At 67.9% G+C, this 19,631-nt stretch carries 17 protein-coding genes; 12 read left to right on the top strand and 5 right to left on the bottom strand.

Annotated elements, in window-relative coordinates; all coding sequences use genetic code 11:
• The first annotated feature begins 129 nt into the window (after positions 1-129).
• From QX128_RS19145 to QX128_RS19120, 6 genes are all read left to right on the top strand, one after another.
• Positions 130-612 (top strand): tRNA (cytidine(34)-2'-O)-methyltransferase, encoded by a 483-nt coding sequence (locus QX128_RS19145; RefSeq protein ID WP_316178147.1) that lies wholly within the window; start codon positions 130-132, stop codon positions 610-612.
• Complete coding sequence (gene queE, locus QX128_RS19140; RefSeq protein ID WP_316238226.1) at positions 609-1,241, top strand: 7-carboxy-7-deazaguanine synthase; 633 nt, start codon at positions 609-611, stop codon at positions 1,239-1,241. The genes QX128_RS19145 and queE overlap by 4 nt, the downstream gene beginning before the upstream one ends.
• 16 nt (positions 1,242-1,257) lie before the next feature.
• The gene (locus QX128_RS19135; protein WP_315802876.1) at positions 1,258-1,626 is read left to right on the top strand and encodes a 6-carboxytetrahydropterin synthase; all 369 of its coding nucleotides are present in this window, start codon (positions 1,258-1,260) and stop codon (positions 1,624-1,626) included.
• Between the two features lie 105 nt (positions 1,627-1,731).
• Positions 1,732-2,619, top strand: coding sequence for an oxygen-dependent coproporphyrinogen oxidase (gene hemF, locus QX128_RS19130; protein WP_316238225.1), 888 nt, complete (start codon positions 1,732-1,734; stop codon positions 2,617-2,619).
• Positions 2,620-2,650: 31 nt separating this feature from the next.
• Complete coding sequence (locus QX128_RS19125) at positions 2,651-3,376, top strand: HAD family hydrolase (RefSeq protein ID WP_316178143.1); 726 nt, start codon at positions 2,651-2,653, stop codon at positions 3,374-3,376.
• 206 nt (positions 3,377-3,582) lie between these two features.
• Positions 3,583-5,523 (top strand): diguanylate cyclase, encoded by a 1,941-nt coding sequence (locus tag QX128_RS19120; protein ID WP_316238224.1) that lies wholly within the window; start codon positions 3,583-3,585, stop codon positions 5,521-5,523.
• Positions 5,524-5,533: 10 nt separating this feature from the next.
• Here QX128_RS19120 and QX128_RS19115 read toward each other — a convergent pair whose 3' ends face one another.
• From QX128_RS19115 to QX128_RS19095, 5 genes are read right to left on the bottom strand one after another with little or no spacing between them, the layout of a single operon-like run.
• Positions 5,534-6,310 carry a TSUP family transporter gene (locus tag QX128_RS19115; protein ID WP_316238223.1) on the bottom strand — a complete coding sequence of 259 codons (777 nt, stop codon included), beginning with the start codon at positions 6,308-6,310 and terminating at the stop codon, positions 5,534-5,536.
• A complete protein-coding gene (locus QX128_RS19110) occupies positions 6,307-7,557 on the bottom strand; it encodes a CCA tRNA nucleotidyltransferase (protein ID WP_315802776.1) in 1,251 nt (416 codons plus the stop codon). Before QX128_RS19110 ends, QX128_RS19115 begins: the two co-directional genes overlap by 4 nt.
• Positions 7,554-7,817 carry a DUF6111 family protein gene (locus tag QX128_RS19105; RefSeq protein WP_315802775.1) on the bottom strand — a complete coding sequence of 88 codons (264 nt, stop codon included), beginning with the start codon at positions 7,815-7,817 and terminating at the stop codon, positions 7,554-7,556. Before QX128_RS19105 ends, QX128_RS19110 begins: the two co-directional genes overlap by 4 nt.
• Positions 7,814-8,473, bottom strand: coding sequence for a CoA pyrophosphatase (locus QX128_RS19100; RefSeq protein WP_410051435.1), 660 nt, complete (start codon positions 8,471-8,473; stop codon positions 7,814-7,816). The genes QX128_RS19105 and QX128_RS19100 overlap by 4 nt, the downstream gene beginning before the upstream one ends.
• Before the next feature lie 8 nt (positions 8,474-8,481).
• On the bottom strand, positions 8,482-9,102 hold the full coding sequence (locus QX128_RS19095; protein WP_316238222.1) for a DUF1285 domain-containing protein: 621 nt from the start codon (positions 9,100-9,102) through the stop codon (positions 8,482-8,484).
• A 265-nt stretch (positions 9,103-9,367) separates the two neighbouring features.
• On the opposite strand from QX128_RS19095, the gene QX128_RS19090 reads away from it, so the two are divergent.
• The 6 genes from QX128_RS19090 to QX128_RS19065 all read left to right on the top strand — a co-directional run bounded on the left by QX128_RS19090 (position 9,368) and on the right by QX128_RS19065 (position 19,450).
• A complete protein-coding gene (locus QX128_RS19090) occupies positions 9,368-10,366 on the top strand; it encodes a MoxR family ATPase (protein WP_316217332.1) in 999 nt (332 codons plus the stop codon).
• Positions 10,366-11,322 carry a DUF58 domain-containing protein gene (locus QX128_RS19085; protein ID WP_316238221.1) on the top strand — a complete coding sequence of 319 codons (957 nt, stop codon included), beginning with the start codon at positions 10,366-10,368 and terminating at the stop codon, positions 11,320-11,322. Before QX128_RS19090 ends, QX128_RS19085 begins: the two co-directional genes overlap by 1 nt.
• Positions 11,319-14,141: a DUF4159 domain-containing protein gene (locus tag QX128_RS19080; RefSeq protein WP_316238220.1), complete on the top strand. Its 2,823-nt coding sequence runs from the start codon at positions 11,319-11,321 to the stop codon at positions 14,139-14,141. The genes QX128_RS19085 and QX128_RS19080 overlap by 4 nt, the downstream gene beginning before the upstream one ends.
• 181 nt (positions 14,142-14,322) lie before the next feature.
• Entirely contained in the window at positions 14,323-16,386 is a 2,064-nt protein-coding gene (locus tag QX128_RS19075) for a hypothetical protein (protein WP_316238219.1), read from the top strand.
• A gap of 205 nt (positions 16,387-16,591) precedes the next feature.
• Positions 16,592-16,963 (top strand): DUF2946 family protein, encoded by a 372-nt coding sequence (locus tag QX128_RS19070; RefSeq protein ID WP_316178114.1) that lies wholly within the window; start codon positions 16,592-16,594, stop codon positions 16,961-16,963.
• A gap of 159 nt (positions 16,964-17,122) precedes the next feature.
• A complete protein-coding gene (locus tag QX128_RS19065) occupies positions 17,123-19,450 on the top strand; it encodes a TonB-dependent receptor (protein ID WP_316238344.1) in 2,328 nt (775 codons plus the stop codon).
• The last annotated feature ends 181 nt before the right edge of the window (positions 19,451-19,631 follow it).

Genomic DNA, 19,631 nt, shown 5'->3' with positions numbered 1-19,631 from the left:
GCCGTCCAGAATCGTTCTATTGGCACCCTTGCGATACGAGCGCAAGCCCGCTATCGGCCCTGCAGCACGCCATGCACCAATTCCCGCTTCCGAAGCGGACTTTCAGCCTCAGTCTTAAGACCAATTCGCATGCAGATCGCGCTCTATCAGCCCGACATTCCGCAGAACACCGGAACGATTCTGCGCCTCTGCGCCTGCCTCGGGCTCGCGGCCCACATCATCGAGCCGGCGGGCTTTCCGGTGTCCGACCGCCAGTTCCGCCGCGCCGGCATGGACTATCTGGACCAGCTGAATTGGCGGCGGCACGATTCCTGGAGCGCGTTCGAGGCCTGGCGGTCCGGAGCGGGCCATCGCCTGCTGCTGCTGACGACCAGGGCCGCGACCTGCTATCTCGACGTCAGCTACCGGCCGGACGACATCCTGCTGCTCGGGCGCGAGAGCGCCGGCGTGCCGGACGGCGTGGCGGCAGCGGCCGATGCGCGGTTGCGGATTCCGCTCAAGCCCGGACTGCGCTCGCTGAACGTGGCGATGGCGGCGGCGATCGCCACCGGCGAGGCGCTGCGCCAGACCGGACAATTCGTCCAATTGCAGTCACAAGGAGCCGGAGCGTGAGCTACGCGGTGAAGGAAATCTTCATGACCCTGCAGGGCGAAGGCGCCCAGGCGGGCCGTGCCGCCGTGTTCTGCCGCTTCGCCGGCTGCAACCTGTGGAGCGGCCGCGAGGCCGACCGCGCAACCGCGACGTGCCGGTTCTGTGACACCGATTTCGTCGGCACCGACGGCACGCTAGGCGGCCGTTACGCCAATGCCGCCGACCTGGCCGCGGCCATCGCCGGGCAATGGACAGGCGGGGCGGCCGACCGCTATACGATCCTCACCGGCGGGGAGCCGCTGCTGCAGGTCGATGCCGACCTGATCGAAGCGCTCCACGCCCGCGGCTTCGCGGTCGGGGTCGAAACCAACGGTACGCTCATTCCGCCTGACGGGATCGACTGGATCTGCGTCAGCCCGAAGGCCGGCGCCGAGCTGAAGCTGCGGCAGGGCCACGAGCTGAAGCTGGTCTATCCGCAGGAGGGAGCCGAGCCGGAGCGGTTCGACGGGCTCGCCTTCGAGCGCTTCTCGCTGCAGCCGATGGACGGGCCCGAGGCGGCCGCGAACACGGCGCGCGCCATCGATTACTGCCAGCATCATCCGCAATGGCGGCTCAGCCTGCAGACGCACAAGATGATCGGCATCAGATAGGATTGTGACTGACACGATGTGGGAATTGACCAAGTCGTTCACCTTCGAGGCCGCGCATACGCTGCCGATCACGACGCTCGGCGAAGCCAGCCAGGAGATCCACGGCCACTCCTTCCGCGCCGAGGTGACGGTGCGGGGCGATGCGACCAATCCCGAGACCGGCATGGTGGTGGATTTCGGCGTGCTGACGCAGCGCCTGGGCGAGATCCAGACCATGCTCGACCACAAGTTCCTGAACAAGATCGAGGCGATCGGGCTGCCGACGCTGGAGAACCTGTCGCGCTTCATCTATGAGCGCGTCCGCTCCATCGGCCATGTCACCAAGGTCAGCGTCCACCGCGACAGCTGCCGCGAGACCTGCACCTATTTCGGTCCGCAGGCCTGATCGATTGTGGTAGGACCGAACCGTAGCGACAACAGCACTGTCACCTCCGGCTGTCATGGACTCTTGACGGCGGGGTGACCGCCAATGTGCCAGGGGGGAGCGTCCATGACCATCGCCGCCATCGAGGATCGCAAGGCCCGCGCCCGCGCCTGGTTCGAGAGCCTGCGCGACCAGATCTGCGCGGCGTTCGAGCGGCTCGAGGACGAGGCGCCGGCTGCGCTCTATCCGCGCGCACCGAGCCGGTTCGTGCGCACGCCGTGGGAGCGCACCGACCATGGCGGCGGGCATGGCGGCGGCGGCGTCATGAGCATGATGCACGGCCGGCTGTTCGAGAAGGTCGGCGTGCACTGCTCGACCGTGCATGGCGAGTTCGCCCCGGAATTCCGCAGCCAGATTCCCGGCGCCTCGGAAGACCCGCGGTTCTGGGCCTCCGGCATCTCGCTGATCGCGCATCTGTGGTCGCCGCACGTGCCGGCGGTGCACATGAACACGCGCTTCGTCGTCACGACAAAAGCCTGGTTCGGCGGCGGCGCCGATCTGACGCCGGTGCTGGACCGCCGCCGCACCCAGGAGGACCCTGACACGGTCGCCTTCCACGCCGCGATGAGAGGTGCCTGCGACGCGCACGCGGCTGTCGCCTCCTATGACAAGTACAAGCGCTGGTGCGACGAGTACTTCTACCTGCCCCACCGCAAGGAGCCGCGCGGCGTCGGCGGCATCTTCTACGACCATCACGATTCCGGCGACTGGGAGGCCGACCTGGCCTTCACCCAGGACGTCGGCCGCGCCTTTCTCGCCATCTATCCCGAGCTGGTCCGCCGCAATTTTGCCGCGCCTTGGACCGAGGCGGACCGCGAGGAGCAGCTGATCCGGCGCGGCCGCTATGTGGAATTCAACCTGCTTTATGACCGCGGCACCACATTTGGGCTGAAAACCGGTGGCAATGTGGAGTCCATTCTGTCGTCGATGCCGCCTGAAGTGAAATGGCCCTGAAACCCTTGTTTGATTGACCCGTAAGCTCATTATGACCGCCGCCCTGCCCCGCGCCATGCTGATCGACATGGATGACACCATCCTGTCGGCCTATGGCCGTCCCGAGATCGCCTGGAACATCGTCGCCACCGAGTTCGCCGACGAACTCGCGCCGCATACGCCGCAGGCCGTGGCCGCCGCGATCCTGGCCTCCGCGCGCAGCTTCTGGTCGGTCGCGGGCGCGGAGTGGCGGATGAAGCTGATCCAGGCGCGGCAGGAGGTGGTGAAGGGCGGCTTCGCGGCGCTGACCAGCGCCGGCGCCGCCCTGCCGACCGAGCTCGCGATCCGCATCGCCGACCGCTTCACCGCCTACCGCGACGAGCAGATGTTCGTCTTCCCCGGCGCCCACGAGGCGATCGACGCGTTCAAGGCGCGCGGCGTCAGGCTGGCGCTCGTCACCAACGGCGAGGCCGGCCAGCAGCGCGCCAAGATCGAGCGCTTCGCGCTGGCGCATCGCTTCGACCACATCCAGATCGAGGGCGAGCACGGCTTCGGCAAGCCCGAGGAGCGCGCCTATTGGCACGCGATGGAGCGGCTCGGCGTCGGTCCGGACGACACCTGGATGATCGGCGACAATCTCGAATGGGAGATCGTCGCGCCGCAGCGGCTCGGCATCTACTCGATCTGGATCGACGTCCATGGCGACGGCCTGCCCGAAGGCACCGACGTCAAGCCCGACCGCATCATCCGCTCGCTGACCGAGCTGGTGCCGGCCTGAGCGTTAGCCCGTCGTTCACCTTGACGGGACACGCGCCTTTAACCGCGCGCGCCGTTCGTGCCCTCCCCCGGTGACCTGCGGCCTGCCCGTAACCGAATCGAAATTCGCACAAGCGTCTATTCGCTGCGGGGCTTGGAGGGGAATAGGCGCCAGTCCTTGCGCGCCGCTTCGACCGATCGCAAGCCGGTTCGAGCAGCGTCGGTGTCATGGCTCTCAATCTGCCGCAGATCTCCCTGGGCGTGTCGATCAAGAACTCGCTCCTGACGTCCGTCTTCCTGCTGCTGGCGATCCTCGCCGGCGTGTCGGTCATGGCGACGATGCGGCTGTCGGCGCTGCAGGACGCGATCGAGAACATCAACCGCGACCGGCTGCCGAAGATTCACACCCTGGGCGATCTCAACGTCAGCATCGCCCACACCCATCTCGTCGCGATCCGCGCAGCCCTCTCCACCGCGGCCGAGCCACGCGCCGCGTCCGAGCAGGAGCTGAGACGCCGCACCACCGACGTCGATGCGAAGATCGCGCGCTTCCAGGACACGATCGGCACCGACGCGCCGTTGAAGATGGCGTTCGACCAGTTCGTCAACAAATGGGACCTGTACCAGAAGCAGCAGGCGGTGATGCTCGAGCCGGAGGTCGGGGCGAGCCGCGACCGCCTGGAGCATGTCGTCAACATCGAAACGCCGCCGGTCTTCCAGGCCGTGGTCGATGCAATCGGACACGGCATCAGGCTCGCCGACCATCGCGCCGACAGCGCGATCGAGAGCGCGACGCTGGATGCCCAGGTGTTTCGCCTGGTGCTGTGGTCGGTCAACGGCGTCAGCGCGCTGATCGGGCTGGCGACGCTGCTGTTCGTCGTCCACGATGTCTCGATGCCGATCTTCCGCATCACCCGCAGCATGGAGGCGATCGCCAGGGGCGAGCTGCAGACCGAGATTCCCTATGCCGGCCACAGCAACGAGCTCGGCATGATGGCGCGGGCGCTGGCCGTGTTCCGCAAGAGCCTGGTCGAGAACGAACGCCTGAACGCGGCGACACGAACCCTCTCGGAGCTCAGCGAATGGCTGCAGTCGGCCAAGTCCGAGAGCGAGCTCTACGGAATGATCTCGACCGTGCTCGGCGGACTGATGCCGGAATGCACGGGCGCGCTCTACATCTACGCCGACAGCCGCGACGTGCTCGAACTGGCCGCCGAATGGAACGGCACGCTGCCCACCCGGACCCTGCACCCCGACGATTGCTGGAGCCTGCGCCGCGGCCATGTCTACGTCCATGGCACGAGCGAGGTCGAATTCCGCTGCGACCACGTGCACCACGAGACCAATGAGAACTACTGCTGCATCCCGATCCTGGCCCATGGCGAGACCGTCGGACTGCTGCACGTCGCCTACAATTTCGACGACCGCGACACCGCGGCCGAGGCCAAGGCGCGCTTCGCCGATCGGGCTCGTCTCGCGCTCGCCTGCGCCGAGCACCTGTCGATTGCCATCGCCAACATGAAGCTGCGCGAAGGCCTGCGTGACCAGTCGCTACGCGATACGCTGACCGGGCTGAACAATCGCCGCTATCTGATCGAGACGGCACGCCGCGAACTGCTGCGCGCCGCGCGCAATCAGACGCCGCTGAGCGTGGTGACCTTGGACATCGACCACTTCAAGTCGTTCAACGACAATCACGGTCACGAAGCCGGCGACACCGTGCTGCGCCATGTCGGAGATATCCTCAAGGCCACGTTCCGCGGCGACGACGTGCCCTGCCGCCTCGGCGGCGAGGAGTTCGTCGTCATGCTGCCGAACTGCGGAATCGAGGAGGCCGCGCTGCGCGCGGAGGAGCTGCGCGCCCGCGTCGAGGCGCTCAACATCAGCTATGGCGAGGGCATGCTGCCGCGAGTGACGATCTCGGTCGGCGTCGCCGCCTATCCCGAGGCCGGCCTCGACCTGACGGAGATCCTGCGCGTCGCCGACGGCGCGCTGTACCGCGCCAAGCACAAGGGCCGCAACCGGGTCGAGCTCGCCTCCGGCGGCATGGTCCCGCCGATCGACGAGGTGACGAACCGGGCCGTCGCCGCGCTCGATGCCATCGTGGCACGTGCGGAGACCGACACCATCACGCCATCCGATCGGGAGACGGGCCAGCAGGTGGCCTGACGCCGGAAAGCTACCCCGCCGGCAGCAGGTGTCGCAGCGCCGACGCGATCATCACGCCGCCGCCGGTGATCACGGCGGCGTCAAGGATGGCGGCGTGGATGTGCACCGGCATGCGCGCGACGAAGGCCTTGGCGAGGAACGCGCCGGGCACCGCGACCGCGCCGATCAGCAGCGCGAAGGCCAGCACCTGTGCCGTGACCACGCCTGCGAGGCCGAACACCGAGATCTTGATGACGCCCGTCGCCACCGAGATCATCGCGTCGGTGGCGATGACCGCGGCGCCTTCCAGGCCCGCGGCCATCAGCAGCGACAGCAGGATGACGCCGGAGCCGGAGGTGCCGCCGACGAGAACGCCATAGCCCACGGCGCCGGCGGCGAGTCCGCCGTTGCCGATCCGGACCTCGCGCTTGCGCAGGATCCGCCGCAGCGGAACGCTCATCATGAGCATCGTGCCGATCACGAACGCCGCGCCGGCATTGGTCAGTCGCGTGTAGCCGTAGGCGCCGAGCGCGGTCGTGAGCGCTGCCGCCGCGATGACGATTCCGGCGCGCGCACGGTCGGCGTGGCTGATATAGGCAACGACACGGCTGAGGTTGGTGAGGATCGCGGAGATCGCGATGATCGGCACTACCGGTTCGGCGCCGACCATCGGCACCAGTACGAGCGGCATGAGAGCGCCGGTGCCGTAGCCGGCAAGACCGCCGATGATGGAAGCGAACAGGGCGACGGCGGCGACGAGCAGGAGTTGCGAGAGCGAGATGTCGGCAAAGCCTGCCAGAAAATTCATGAACGTCCGTCGCGATTGACGCGCGCCGCCGCCTGGTCGGCGATCGCGTTCAGCGATGCCTCGTCGAGCGGAAAGTCCGCAGCCAACCAGGCATCCTCTGCGAGGGTGAGCACATGACCGAGAAGCGGTCCCTCCGCAACCCCGCGCGCGATGAAATCGGCCGCCTTCAACGGCAATTTCGGCGGCGTGAAGCGCTGCGGCAACAGCGCACGCTCGCGCCATCGCCGGTCGCCGCGATCGCGCGCCCGCGCCCAGCCGAGCATCAGGCGGTCGCGGTAGACGGTCTCGCCGAGACGATACAGCAGACGCCGGACCCGCGCCTCGTCGGCGGAAGCGAACCGCCACCAGCGATGGCCCATGCCGTCGAGCGCCTTGGTCTCGGCATTGGAGAGCTTCAGCCTAACGCCGAGCCGGCGCGCATCCTCGGTCACGGCGACCGCGAGCGCGGCAAGACGGCGGACCGCGCTCGGCGGCAGCTCCAGCTCGCGCTCGATGCCGATCATCGCGGCGAACGGACCGAGATAGGCGACGCCGCCGAGGATCGCCGTCAGCAACCCGCCATCCGCCATCGCCGCGACGGCGCCGACCGCGCCGTCGGTGACGAGCAGCTTCAGCATCTCCATGCGCACGCGCTCGGCTGACAGCGTCGCAAGCCCGCCACGGCCGGCGATGCAGGCCAGATAGCCCTCGCGATCAGGGGCGCCATGCCCGAATGCCGCATGGATGCGGAAGAAGCGCAGGATGCGCAGATAATCCTCGGCGATGCGCTGGGCGGGATCGCCGATGAAGCGCACGCGGCGTTGGGCGATGTCGGCGAGACCGCCGACGTGATCATGCACCACGCCGTCCGGCCCGACGGAGAGCGCGTTGATGGTGAAGTCGCGCCGGTGCGCGTCGCCGACCCAGTCGCGGCCGAACTCGACTTTGGCCTTGCGGCCGAAGGTCTCGGTATCCTCGCGCAGCGTCGTGACCTCGAACGGATGCCCCTCGAGCACGAGGGTCACGGTGCCGTGGTCGATGCCGGTCGGAACGCTCTTGATCGACGCCGCCTTGGCACGCCGGACCACCTCCGCCGGCAGCGCCGTGGTCGCGATGTCGATGTCGCCGATGGCGATGCCGAGCAGCGCATTGCGCACGGCGCCGCCGACCACCCGCGCCTCCTCGCCGTCGCAATTGAGCAGCGCGAGCACGCGCGCGGCGGGACCGGACGAGAGCCAGGGCGCGTGCAGCACCCGCGCGTCGATCATTTCTCGACCCCTGGAACGAGCCTGCCGTTCTCGACATGAGCGGGGACGTAGGTCGAACGCGGCGGCGCGCCGGAGAACTCGGCGAGCAGGACCAGACTTGCAATCACCAACACCAGCGCCGCCACCGTCAATTTTGTGATCAGATGAAAGGGCCAGCTGGCCGGCACCAACAGCCCCGATTTGGTCGCGAGCAAGAACAACACATAAACCGCAAAAGGAATGAGGAAAATTCCGATTTCCGTCAACACGCCACGGATCATGGCCGACATATCCGTTCGTACAAGACCCGAAGGATGCCGGCTGTGGCGCCCCATATGTAGCGCTCGGCGAACGGCATCGCGTAATACGAGCGCTCCATGCCGCGAAACTCCTTGGAATGCAGCTGATGATTGGCGGGGTCCATCAGGAAGGCCAGCGGCACCTCGAAGGCGTCGTCGACCTCGCCGGCGTTGATCTTGAGCGTGAATCCGGGCCGCACCCGCGCCACCGTGGGCAGGATGCGGAAGCCGAACGCGGTGCCGTAGACGTCGAGATAGCCGATCGGGTCGACGAAGCTGCGGTCGAGCCCGACCTCCTCCTCGGCCTCGCGCAGGGCGGCATCGAGCGGCGAGGCATCGGTGACGTCGATCTTGCCGCCGGGAAAGGCGATCTGTCCGGCATGGCTCGAGAGGTTCGGCGAGCGCTGGGTCAACAGGACCGTCGGCTCGGGATGGTCGACCACCGGGATCAGCACTGCCGCGGGGCGGATCGGCTGCTCGCGGGAGATGATCTCGAGCATGCGGTCGGTGCCGGAATCTCCGCTGGCCGGAATGACATCGGGATCGAGCAGGGCCTGCGGAACGTCGAAGCGCAGCCGCGCGCGGCCCCGCGCGAAGAAATCGGCTGAACTGAGCCCAGCGGTCCCGTTCCTCACCATGGGCTGGTTCAAAGCGCCGCCCTCACCTCTTCTGCATCGGCCATGGGGAAGAACGCGCCGCCGGACCCCACGCCGAACATGACACGCCCATCGATCATCCGCTCCTCGCCCATGTCAACAAGCTCGTAGTAGAGCGCCCGCGTCACCTTGGCCCAGAGATCGGCTCGCACATGCAGATAGGGCGTCAGGCCGCCGCTCTCGCCGGGCTCGAAGCGCAGGCGGTGCTCGGCATCGCACCCGACCCAGTCGTCGACATTGGTGCGGAAATGCAGCGACGGCCCGCGCGCATCGCTCTCCGTCCGCATTTCTACGGCCGTGAAGGGGACATCATCGACGCGGATGCCGACCTTCTCCACCGGCGTGACCAGGAAATAGCGGTTACCTTCACGCTTGAGGATGGTCGAGAACAGCCGCACGAGCGCCGGCCGCCCGATTGGCGTGCCCATGTAGTACCAGCTACCATCACCGGCGATTCGCATGTCGAGATCGCCGCAGAATGGCGGATTCCACAAATGCACCGGCGGCAATCCCTTTGCGGACGTGCCGGCCTGCGTTGCCGCCGACGTCAGCCGATCGAGTCCGTTGGCGGTGTCGAGTCCGTTGTCGGTGGTCTGCCCTTGCTTCGCCATGGTTTGCCTTGAGTTTGCGTCCACCTTGGCACGATTGGTGCAAGATTCCATCGCTGTCGTCTGTGCAAAAGTTCCTGCCGGCCCTGCAGGTCAGGTAAGGTCGCCATAACGTGATGCCGTCAATACCCCGTAATGCCGATAATATGGGGATAGTTTAACTCAACGAATACAGCGCCTTCGCATAGATTGGCATCCGCTTCCCCGGCAAACTGGAGCGGAACGTCCGTCCGAAAGTCGAAGACGCGGGGCAGAAGGAGCGACGGGAATGGCTGAGAGTGCCGAGAAGCTCGAGGATGCGATCGTCCGGTCGGCCGAACAGGTCTCCGGCCAGATCCGAGCGGCAAAGGATGCGATCTCCAGCGTCATCTTCGGCCAGGACCGCGTGGTGGAAAACACGCTGGTGACCATCCTGTCCGGCGGCCACGCGCTGCTGATCGGCGTCCCCGGCCTCGCCAAGACCAAGCTGGTCGAGACCCTGGGCGTCACGCTCGGCCTCGATGCCAAGCGCATCCAGTTCACGCCGGACCTGATGCCGTCGGACATTCTGGGCGCCGAGGTGCTGGACGAGAGCGCCGGCGGCAAGCGCTCGTTCCGCTTCATCGCCGGCCCGGTCTTTGCGCAGCTCCTGATGGCGGACGAGATCAACCGCGCCAGCCCGCGCACGCAGTCGGCCTTGCTGCAAGCCATGCAGGAGCAGCACATCACCGTTGCAGGCGCCCGTCATGACCTGCCCAAGCCCTTCCACGTGCTCGCGACCCAGAATCCGCTCGAGCAGGAAGGAACCTATCCGCTGCCCGAGGCGCAGCTCGACCGCTTCCTGATGGAGATCGACGTCGACTATCCGGATCGCGACGCCGAGCGCCGCATCCTGTTCGAGACCACCGGCGCCGAGGAGAGTGCCGCCAAGGGCGCGATGACGGCCGATGCGTTGATCGCGGCCCAACGCCTGGTGCGGCGACTGCCGGTCGGCGATTCCGTGGTCGAGGCGATCCTGTCGCTGGTGCGCTCGGCGCGTCCCGGTCCCGAGGCCGGCGACGCCGGCAAGCTGATCGCCTGGGGCCCCGGTCCGCGCGCCAGCCAATCGCTGATGCTCGCGGTGCGCGCCCGTGCGCTGCTCGACGGCCGCCTCGCGCCCTCGATCGACGACGTGCTCGATCTCGCCGAGCCCGTGCTCAAGCACCGCATGGCGCTGACCTTCCCGGCGCGCGCCGAGGGACGCACCATTCCGGACGTGATCCGGCAACTGAAGAGCCGGATTGGCTGATGGCCGCAGCGACAGCGCACGCCGACAAGGAGATTCTCGCGATACGGCGTGCCGACGGCGAAAGCCGAACGCTCGCGGCATCGCTGCCGCGTCTCGTGCTGGAAGCGCGCCAGATCGCCGCCAACGTGATCCATGGTCTGCATGGCCGTCGTCGCGCCGGCTCCGGCGAAAGCTTCTGGCAGTACCGCCGCTTCGTCTCCGGCGAGCCGTCGCAGCGCGTCGACTGGCGCCGCTCGGCGCGCGACGACCATCTCTATGTCCGCGAGCAGGAATGGGAGGCCGCGCACACGGTGTGGATCTGGCCGGACCGCTCGCCCTCGATGGCCTTCGCGTCGAAAGGCGCGCGCGACAGCAAGCTCGAGCGCGCCCTGATCGTGACCTTCGCCCTGGCCGAGCTGCTGGTCGCCGGCGGCGAGCGCGTCGGTATTCCCGGCCTGATCAATCCGACCGCGAGCCGCAACGTGATCGACCGCATCGCGCAAGCGATGCTGCACGATGAGACGGTCAGGCCGAGCCTGCCGCCGTCCTTCGTCCCCTCGGCGCTCGCCGAGATCGTCGTGCTGTCGGACTTCTGGTCGCCGATCTCGGAGATCAGCACCATGCTGGCCGGCCTGTCCGCATCGGGCGCACACGGCACGATGGTCCAGGTGGTCGATCCCGCCGAGGAGACCTTCCCCTATTCCGGCCGTGTCGAGTTCGTCGAGCCGGAAGGCGGCGAGGTGATCACCGCGGGCCGCGCCGAGAGCTGGGCGCAGGACTACGTCGCCCGCGTGGCGCTGCACCGCGACCAGATCCGCGCCGAGACCGGCAAGCTCGACTGGCTGTTCACCACCCACACCACCAGCCGCTCGGCCGCCGAGCTGCTGCTGTTCCTGCATGCCGGCATGACCACGGCAAAAGGCAGCGCGCGCGGCGGCGTCAAAGTGGGCGCTGGCCCCGGAGGGCTCGGCGCATGATGGGCCTGCCGCTGTCGTTCGCCGAGCCGCTGCTGCTGACGGGCCTCGTCAGCCTGCCGGTGCTGTGGTGGCTGCTGCGGGTGATGCCGCCGCGGCCGCGCCGGATCGAGTTTCCGCCGACCCGCCTCCTGTTCGACATCACGCCCAAGGAAGAGACACCGTCGCGCTCGCCCTGGTGGCTGACCCTGCTGCGGCTGATCGCGGCGGCGCTGGTGATCTTCGCCGCGGCCGGTCCGATCTGGAATCCGCGCACCGAGGCCGTCGGCAGCAAGGCGCCGCTGGTGCTGCTGCTCGACGACAGCTGGAGCGCAGCCGCAAGCTGGGACACCCGCATCAGGGCCGCCGACGAGATCATCGCCAATGCCGATGCCGACCGCCGCGGCGTCGCGCTGCTGCCGCTGTCGGAGCCCGCGCGTGACCTCACCTTGATGGCGGCCGGCGCGGCGCGCGTCGCGCTGCGCCAGATCACGCCCAAGGCCTACACGACCGAGCGCGCCGATGCGCTGCCGCAGCTCGATCGCTTCCTGAAGGCGACCGGCGATGCCGAGATCATGTGGTTCTCCGACGGCGTCGATCCCGGCCGCGGCAGCGAGTTCGTGACGGGTCTCGCCAAGACCGTCGGCGACCGCAGCCTGACCGTGTTCGAAGGCGGCACGTCCTCGCCGCTGGCGCTCGCCGGTGCCGAGAACGCCGCGGCCAAGATGACGGTGAAGGTGCTGCGCGCCGATCTCTCCGTTCCCGGCGGCATCGTCCGCGCGCTCGATGCCAAGGGCTCGCCGCTCGGCGAGGCACAATTCAGCTTCGCCGCCGGCGCGCACGACGCCGAGGCGAGCTTCGACCTGCCGGTCGAGCTGCGCAACGACATCACCCGGCTCGAGATCGCGGGCGAGCGCTCGGCTGGAGCCGTACAGCTGCTCGACAAGCGCTGGCGCCGCCGCGCCGTCGGCATCGTCTCCGGCGCCACCAGCGACACCGCGCAGCCGCTGCTCGCCCCGACCTTCTACCTCACCCGCGCGCTGTCGCCGTTCGCCGATCTCCGGCTCGGCGACCGCGGTGCGCCGCAGCAGGTCATCACGCAATTCCTCGACCAGAAGGTGCCGATGATCGTGATGGCCGATGTCGGCACGCTGTCGCCCGAGCTGCGCGACCGTCTCAACGACTGGATCGAGAATGGCGGCGTGCTGGTGCGCTTCGCCGGCCCGCGCCTGGCGCAGGGCGACGACGACCTCGTGCCGGTCAAGCTGCGCCGCGGCGGCCGCACGCTCGGCGGCAGCCTGACCTGGGAGAAGCCGCAGCATCTGGCAGCGTTTGCTGCCGACGGCCCGTTCGCCGGCATCACCGTGCCGAAGGACGTCACCGTCAACCGCCAGGTCCTCGCCGAGCCCGACGCCGTGTTGGCGACCAAGAGCTGGGCATCGCTGGAGGACGGCACGCCGCTCGTCACCGGCGAGCATCGCGGCAAAGGCGTGATCGCGCTGTTCCACGTCAGCGCAGACATGCGCTGGTCCGATCTGCCGATGTCCGGCGCGATGGTCGAGATGCTCCGCCGCATCGTCGACATGTCCGGCTACACCTCGACGCCGGGACCGGGTCCCGCCGGCGAGACCGCCAAGGCCACGCTGGCACCGCTGCACATCCTCGACGGCTTCGGCGCCTTCGGACCGCCGCCTTCGACCGCCAAGCCGCTGCCGGCCGATTTCAACGACCGGGCTTCGCTGGATCATCCGCCCGGATTCTATGGCCCAGCCGAGGGACCCACCGCAGTGAACACGCTGAGCCCCGCCGATCGCATTCTTCAGCTCGACACGTCGGCGCTGCGCGCCAACCGCGCCAGCTACACCACCGCCGAGCCGCGCGATCTCCGGGGCATCCTGCTGTCGACCGCACTGCTGCTTTTCCTGATCGACGCGGTCATCGTCGCTCTCCTCGGCGGCGCGCTGGCCTCGCTCGCACGGCGGCGACGTGCGGCACCCGCCTCCATCGCGCTTGCGGTGCTTGCAACCGGCGCCCTGCTCGCCGTCGCAATGCCGACCACCGCGCGCGCCGATGCGGCAAGCGATGATTTCGCGATGCGCGCGGTGTCGCAGACGCGACTTGCCTATGTCGTGACCGGCAATGCCGACGTCGATTCCATCGTCAAGGCCGGACTGACCGGACTGACCTTGTTCCTGGCGCAGCGGACCGCGCTCGAAGCCGGCGATCCCGTCGGCGTCGATCCCGCCCATGACGAGCTTGCCTTCTTCCCGCTGATCTACTGGCCGATCGTGCCGGGCGTGCCGAAGCCGCCGCAGGACGCGATCAACAAGATCGATGCCTACATGAAGCAGGGCGGCACAGTGATCTTCGATACCCGCGACGCGGTCGAGGCGCCCCCCGGCGAGAACGGCGCGCAGCAGACCCCGGGCATGCAGTCGCTGCGCGAGATCCTGTCGTCGCTCGATGTGCCCGAGCTCGAGCCGGTGCCGCGCGAGCACGTGCTGACCAAGACGTTCTACCTGCTGCGCGACTTCCCCGGCCGCTTCACCACAGGACAGACCTGGGTCGAGGCGCTGCCGAAGGACGAGGACGAGGACAGCGCCTCGCGCCCGGCGCGCGGCGGCGACGGTGTCTCGCCGATCATCATCACCTCCAACGATCTGGCCGGTGCCTGGGCCATCCGCCCCGACGGCCAGGCCATGCTGCCGATGGTTCCGGGCGAGCCGCGGCAGCGCGAATTCGCCTTCCGCGCCGGCGTCAACATCGTGATGTACACGCTGACCGGCAACTACAAGGCTGATCAGGTGCACGCACCGGCGCTGATCGAACGGCTCGGGCAATGATGCCAGTTATGCGCGTTGATCGCGCCAAAACCTCCACCATCATGCCCGGGCTTGTCCCGCCTGCGCGGCCGAAGCCGCTTCGGCGCGGCGAAGGCCCGGGCATCCACGTCCAACCTTTCATGCGGCTCGACGTGGATGGCCGAGACAAGCCCGGCCATGACGAAGCCAGCGAGTTTGCCTCATGAACTACGGCATCGCGTTCACACCTCTGGTCCCGCCGATCGTGCTGTGGCTCGCGATCGGCGCGATCGTCGTCATCGCGGCGCTGCTGTTGCTCGGCCGCTCGCGTTCGGCCTGGATCCGCGTCACCGCGCTGGCCTTGATCGCGCTCGCGCTGGCCAATCCGCAGTTCACGCGCGAGGACCGCGAGCCGCTGAGCTCGGTCGCCGCCGTCGTGGTCGACAAGAGCCCGAGCCAGAATTTCGGTGACCGCAACAAGCAGACCCAGGCGGCCCAGGAGTCGCTGGTCGACAGCCTGAAGAAGATCAAGGGCCTCGAGGTCCGCGTCGTCGATGCCGGCCAGGCCGACGGCGAGACCGACGGCACGCATCTGTTCAGCGCGCTGACATCGGCCCTGTCGGACGTCCCCGTCGATCGGGTCGCGGGCGCCTTCATGATCACTGATGGCCGCGTGCACGACATTCCCGGCAACCTCGCCGCGCTCGGCTTCCAGGCTCCGCTGCAGGCCCTGATCACGGGCCAGAAGGCCGAGCGTGACCGCCGCGTCGCGATCACCGCGGCCCCTCGTTTCGGCATCGTCGGCCAGCCCCAGACCATCAGCTTCCGGCTCGATGATCAGGGCATCGCGGGCGCCAGCGCGAAGGTCGTGATCCGCCGCGACGGCGAGGTCATCAGCGAGCGCACCTTGACCAGCGGCCAGGCCGCCAATGTCGACGTCGACGTCAAGCACGAAGGTCAGAACATCGTCGAGATCGAAGCCTCGCCGCTCGACAACGAGCTGACCCTCGTCAACAACCGCGCGGTGGTCTCGATCGATGGCGTCCGCGACAAGCTGCGCGTGCTGCTGGTGTCGGGCGAGCCGCATTCGGGCGAGCGTACCTGGCGCAACCTGTTGAAGTCAGACGCCAGCATCGATCTCGTCCACTTCACGATCCTCCGGCCACCGGAGAAGCAGGACGGCACCCCGATCAACGAGCTGTCGCTGATCGCGTTTCCGACCCGAGAGCTGTTTCAGCAGAAGATCAACGAATTCCAGCTGATCATCTTCGACCGCTATGCCCGCCAGGGCGTGCTGCCGGTCGCCTATTTCGACAACATCGCGCGCTACGTGCGCAATGGCGGCGCGGTGCTGGTCTCGGCCGGCCCGGACTACGCCTCCAACACCAGCATCTGGCGCACACCGCTCGACTCGGTGCTGCCCGCCGAACCGGTCGGCGTCACCGAGAAGCCGTTCTATGCGCATCTGTCCGACGCCGGCAAACGGCATCCGGTGACGCGCGGCCTCGAAGGCTCGGGCTCCGAGCCGCCGCGCTGGAGCCGCTTCTTCCGCACCGTCGAGACGCGCAATGCGGTCAGCCCGCCGGTGATGACCGGCGCCGACGGCAAGCCGCTCTTGCTGCTGTCGCGCTTCGGCGCCGGCCGCGTCGCGCTGCTGCTATCCGACCACATCTGGCTGTGGGCGCGCGGCTACGAGGGCGGCGGTCCGCATCTCGACCTGCTCCGACGCACGTCGCACTGGCTGATGCAGCAGCCTGACCTGGATGAGGAGGCGCTGCGACTCCAGATCCAGGGCAAGGATCTCGCCGTCATCCGCCAGACCATGGGCGACACCGTGCCGCCGGTCACCGTGACTTCGCCGTCCGGCCAGACGCGTGAGCTGACGTTGAGCCAGGGCGATCCCGGCGAATGGCGCGCGACCTTGCCGGCCAACGAGCTCGGCCTGTGGCAGGCCACGGACGGCACCTTGAAGGCGCTCATCAATGTCGGCCCGACCAATCCGAAGGAATTCTCCGAGGTCACTTCGACCACCGAGACGCTGAAGCCGCTGGCACAGGCCACCGGCGGCGACGCCCGCCGCATCGCCGACGGATCCGGCATCGACATGCCGCGCATCGTCCCCGTCAGGTCATCGACGCTGTTCAGCGGCGACGGCTGGATGGGCGTGCGGATGCGCGACGCCAGCGTCGTCAAGGGCGTCGGCGTGCTGCCGATGTTCGCCGGCGTGATCGGCCTGTTGCTGCTGCTCGGCGCGCTCGCCGCCACCTGGGTGCGCGAGGGTCGCTGACACGACGACACGAGCACGCGCCACCGCCTCGTGCGACGTGGCGCGAAGGGCACAGCGACGGGGATTCCACCCGCCGTCGCAGTGCGCTGATTGACAGGTGTGAAGCCCCCTTGCGATGTTACATTGTAACAACGGCTGATCATCCTCCCAGCCGAACGGGGTGGCCTATTCACATGAGGCCTATTTACATGAGCCAGAGCTGGCGATGAGCTGGTTTCGCGCGAACATCAAGGATGTCTCGCGGCTGGCGCTGTTTGCGCTGGTGCTGCAATTCGCGCTCGCGTTCGGCCACGTTCATTGGCTCTCCGCGCAGGCGCTGGACGGCGGCCGTCTCACGACGGCGCAGGCCCATACCGGCTCCTCTCCCGCAAGCCAGGACCCCGACCAGCAGCCATCCGCTGACGGCTGCGCCATCTGCGCCGTCATGGCGATGGCGCAGTCGATCCTGCTGTCACCGGCGCCCGTTCTGACGCCTCCTGAAGCGGTCGCATTCCGGCTGCCCGATGCGATCACCGCCACTGTCGCGGCCGTCGTCGTCGACACCGCCTTCCAGCCGCGCGCTCCTCCCACCGCCTGATCTGAGCCGCTCGAAACGCTGCCCCGCTGCGCGAGCGCACGGCGGCCGCGTGCAGGAATGGGTCCGTCGCAACCCGACGGCAGGCGCATCCCGCCAGCAACGAAAGACGTGGGACGCCTGATCAGGATCAGGAATTGAAAGATGTTGTCGAGAGCCTTGATGTCGGGCTGCAGCGCCGCAGCCTTGTTGTGCGTTTTGGGTGCGCCCGCGCGCGCTGACGATCCGGCGAAGCCGGCGGCCGAACTGCCCGAGGTCACAGTGACCGCACCGAGCCCGATCCGTGCCCGCAAGCCGGTGGTGCCGCGGCCCAATCCCACCGCGCGCGTGGCGCGCAGCGGCCCACGCACGCCGGCGCCCGCGCGCGAGGCACAGACCGCGCCGCCCCCGCCGCAGCAGGGCGTGACGCCCATCATCACCGACCAGTTCGCGACCGTCACGGTGGTGCCGAACGAGGAGCTGCGCCGCTCCGGCGCGGCAACGCTCGGCGATCTCCTGAATTCCAAGCCGGGCATCACCGGCTCGAGCTTCGCGCCGGGCGCATCGAGCCGGCCGATCATCCGCGGCCTCGACGTCAACCGCGTCGGCATCGTCGAGAACGGCATCGGCGGCGGCGGTGCGTCCGATCTCGGCGAAGATCATTTCGTGCCGATCGATCCGCTCACCAGCGACCAGATCGAGGTCGTCCGCGGCCCCGCGGCGCTGCGCTACGGCTCGACCTCGATCGGCGGCGTCGTGAGCGCCACCAACAACCGCATTCCCAATGCGGTGCCGACCTGTTCGACAGCGCCGTTCCAGACCTATGGCCTGCCGGCGAGCGCGCCGGCCGTGGGCAGCGCGCCTTGCGTCACCGCGGAAACGCGCACCTCGTTCAGCTCGGTCGACCGCGGCGTCGAGGGCGGCGTGCTGCTCGATGCCGGCGGCGGCAATTTCGCTGTCCATGCCGATGCCTACGGCCGCAAGACCGGCGACTATTCGATTCCGGGTTATCCCTATCTGTTCGACCAGACCCGCCCGGTGAACGGCCGGCAGCCGAACTCGGCCGTGCAGAACGATGGCGCCTCGCTCGGCGGCAGCTATTTCTTCTCGGGCGGCTTCATCGGTGCGGCGATCACGCAGACCGATGCGCTCTACCACATCCCCGGCATCGACGGCGCCGACAGCCGGACGCGGATCGACGCGCACCAGACCAAGATCACCGCCAAGGGCGAGTACCGCCCGGACTCCGCGGCGATCGACGCCATCCGCTTCTGGGCCGGTGCGACCGACTATCGGCACAACGAGATCGGTCTCGCCGATGTCACCGATCCGACCACCGACGGCGTGCGGCAGACCTTCACCAATCGCGAGCAGGAAGCGCGCGTCGAGATGCAGATGATGCCAGTCAATCTGCGCTTCGCGACGCTCACGACCGCCTACGGCGTGCAGGCCGGACACCAGGAGCTGAATGCGCCGAGCCCCGACAATCCCGGCTCGGTGTTCAACGGACTGTTCGGCCCCAACACCAACAACCGCGTCGCCGGCTACGTCTTCAACGAGTTCGCCTTCACACCGGCGACCAAGGCGCAGGTCGCAGCCCGCATCGAGCACGTCTCATTGAACGGCTCCACGCCGAACTTCCCGGTCGACTATCTGCCGGACGGCACGCCACAGGCCAACATCGCCCGCAATCCGTCGTACACGCCGAAGAGCGCGAGCGTCGGCCTGTTGCAGAACCTGCCGGGCGATCTCGTGGCGAGCGTCACCGCGCAATATGTCGAGCGCGCGCCGAAGCCAGCCGAGCTGTTCTCGCGCGGCGGCCATGATGCGACCGCAACCTTCGACATCGGCAATCCGAACCTGACCATCGAGACGGCCAAAACCGTCGAGGCCGGACTGCGCAAGGCCACCGGCCCTTTCCGCTTCGAGGCCACCGCCTACTACACGCAGTTCAGCAACTTCATCTATCGGCGGCTGACCGGCGTGATGTGCGGCGATGATTTTGCCTCCTGCGGCACCACCGGCACCGAGCTGAACCAGGCGGTCTACTCGCAGCGCAACGCGCTGTTCCGCGGCTTCGAGTTCCAGAGCCAGTTCGATGTCGCTTCGCTCGGCACCGGCATCTGGGGCATCGAGAACCAGTTCGACGTCGTCCGCGCCACCTTCGCGGACGGCACCAATGTGCCGCGGATTCCGCCGATGCGCGTCGGCGGCGGCCTGTTCTGGCGCGACGCCAACTGGCTGACCCGCATCAATCTGCTGCACGCCTTCGCGCAGAACGATATCGCTCCGATCGCGGAGACGCCGACGCCAGGCTACAACCTCCTCAAGGCGGAGGTCAGCTATCGCACCAAGCTCGATCCGAACATGTTCGGCGCGCGCGAGATGCTGGTCGGCATGGTCGGCAACAATCTGTTGAACGAGAAGATCCGCAACTCCGTGTCCTACACCAAGGACGAGGTGCTGCTGCCCGGCATCGGCGTGCGGATCTTCGCCAATCTGAAGTTTTGAGTGCGAGGTCCTCACCTCGCCCCGCTTGCGGGGAGAGGTCGGATTGCATCGCCAGATGCAATCCGGGTGAGGGGGACTCTCCGCGAGGTTTGTGCGTGTGGCTGCCCCCATTGGCGCTAACTTACCAAATTAACGCTTGGTATTCTCGTTTTCTTGGCGGCTCTCGGAGATGGCGTTGAAT

Origin of the sequence: Bradyrhizobium sp. SZCCHNR1015 (assembly GCF_032489875.1) — a bacterium.
In the GTDB taxonomy this organism is placed as follows: domain Bacteria; phylum Pseudomonadota; class Alphaproteobacteria; order Rhizobiales; family Xanthobacteraceae; genus Bradyrhizobium.
This window is presented reverse-complemented; position numbering and strand designations above follow the sequence as displayed.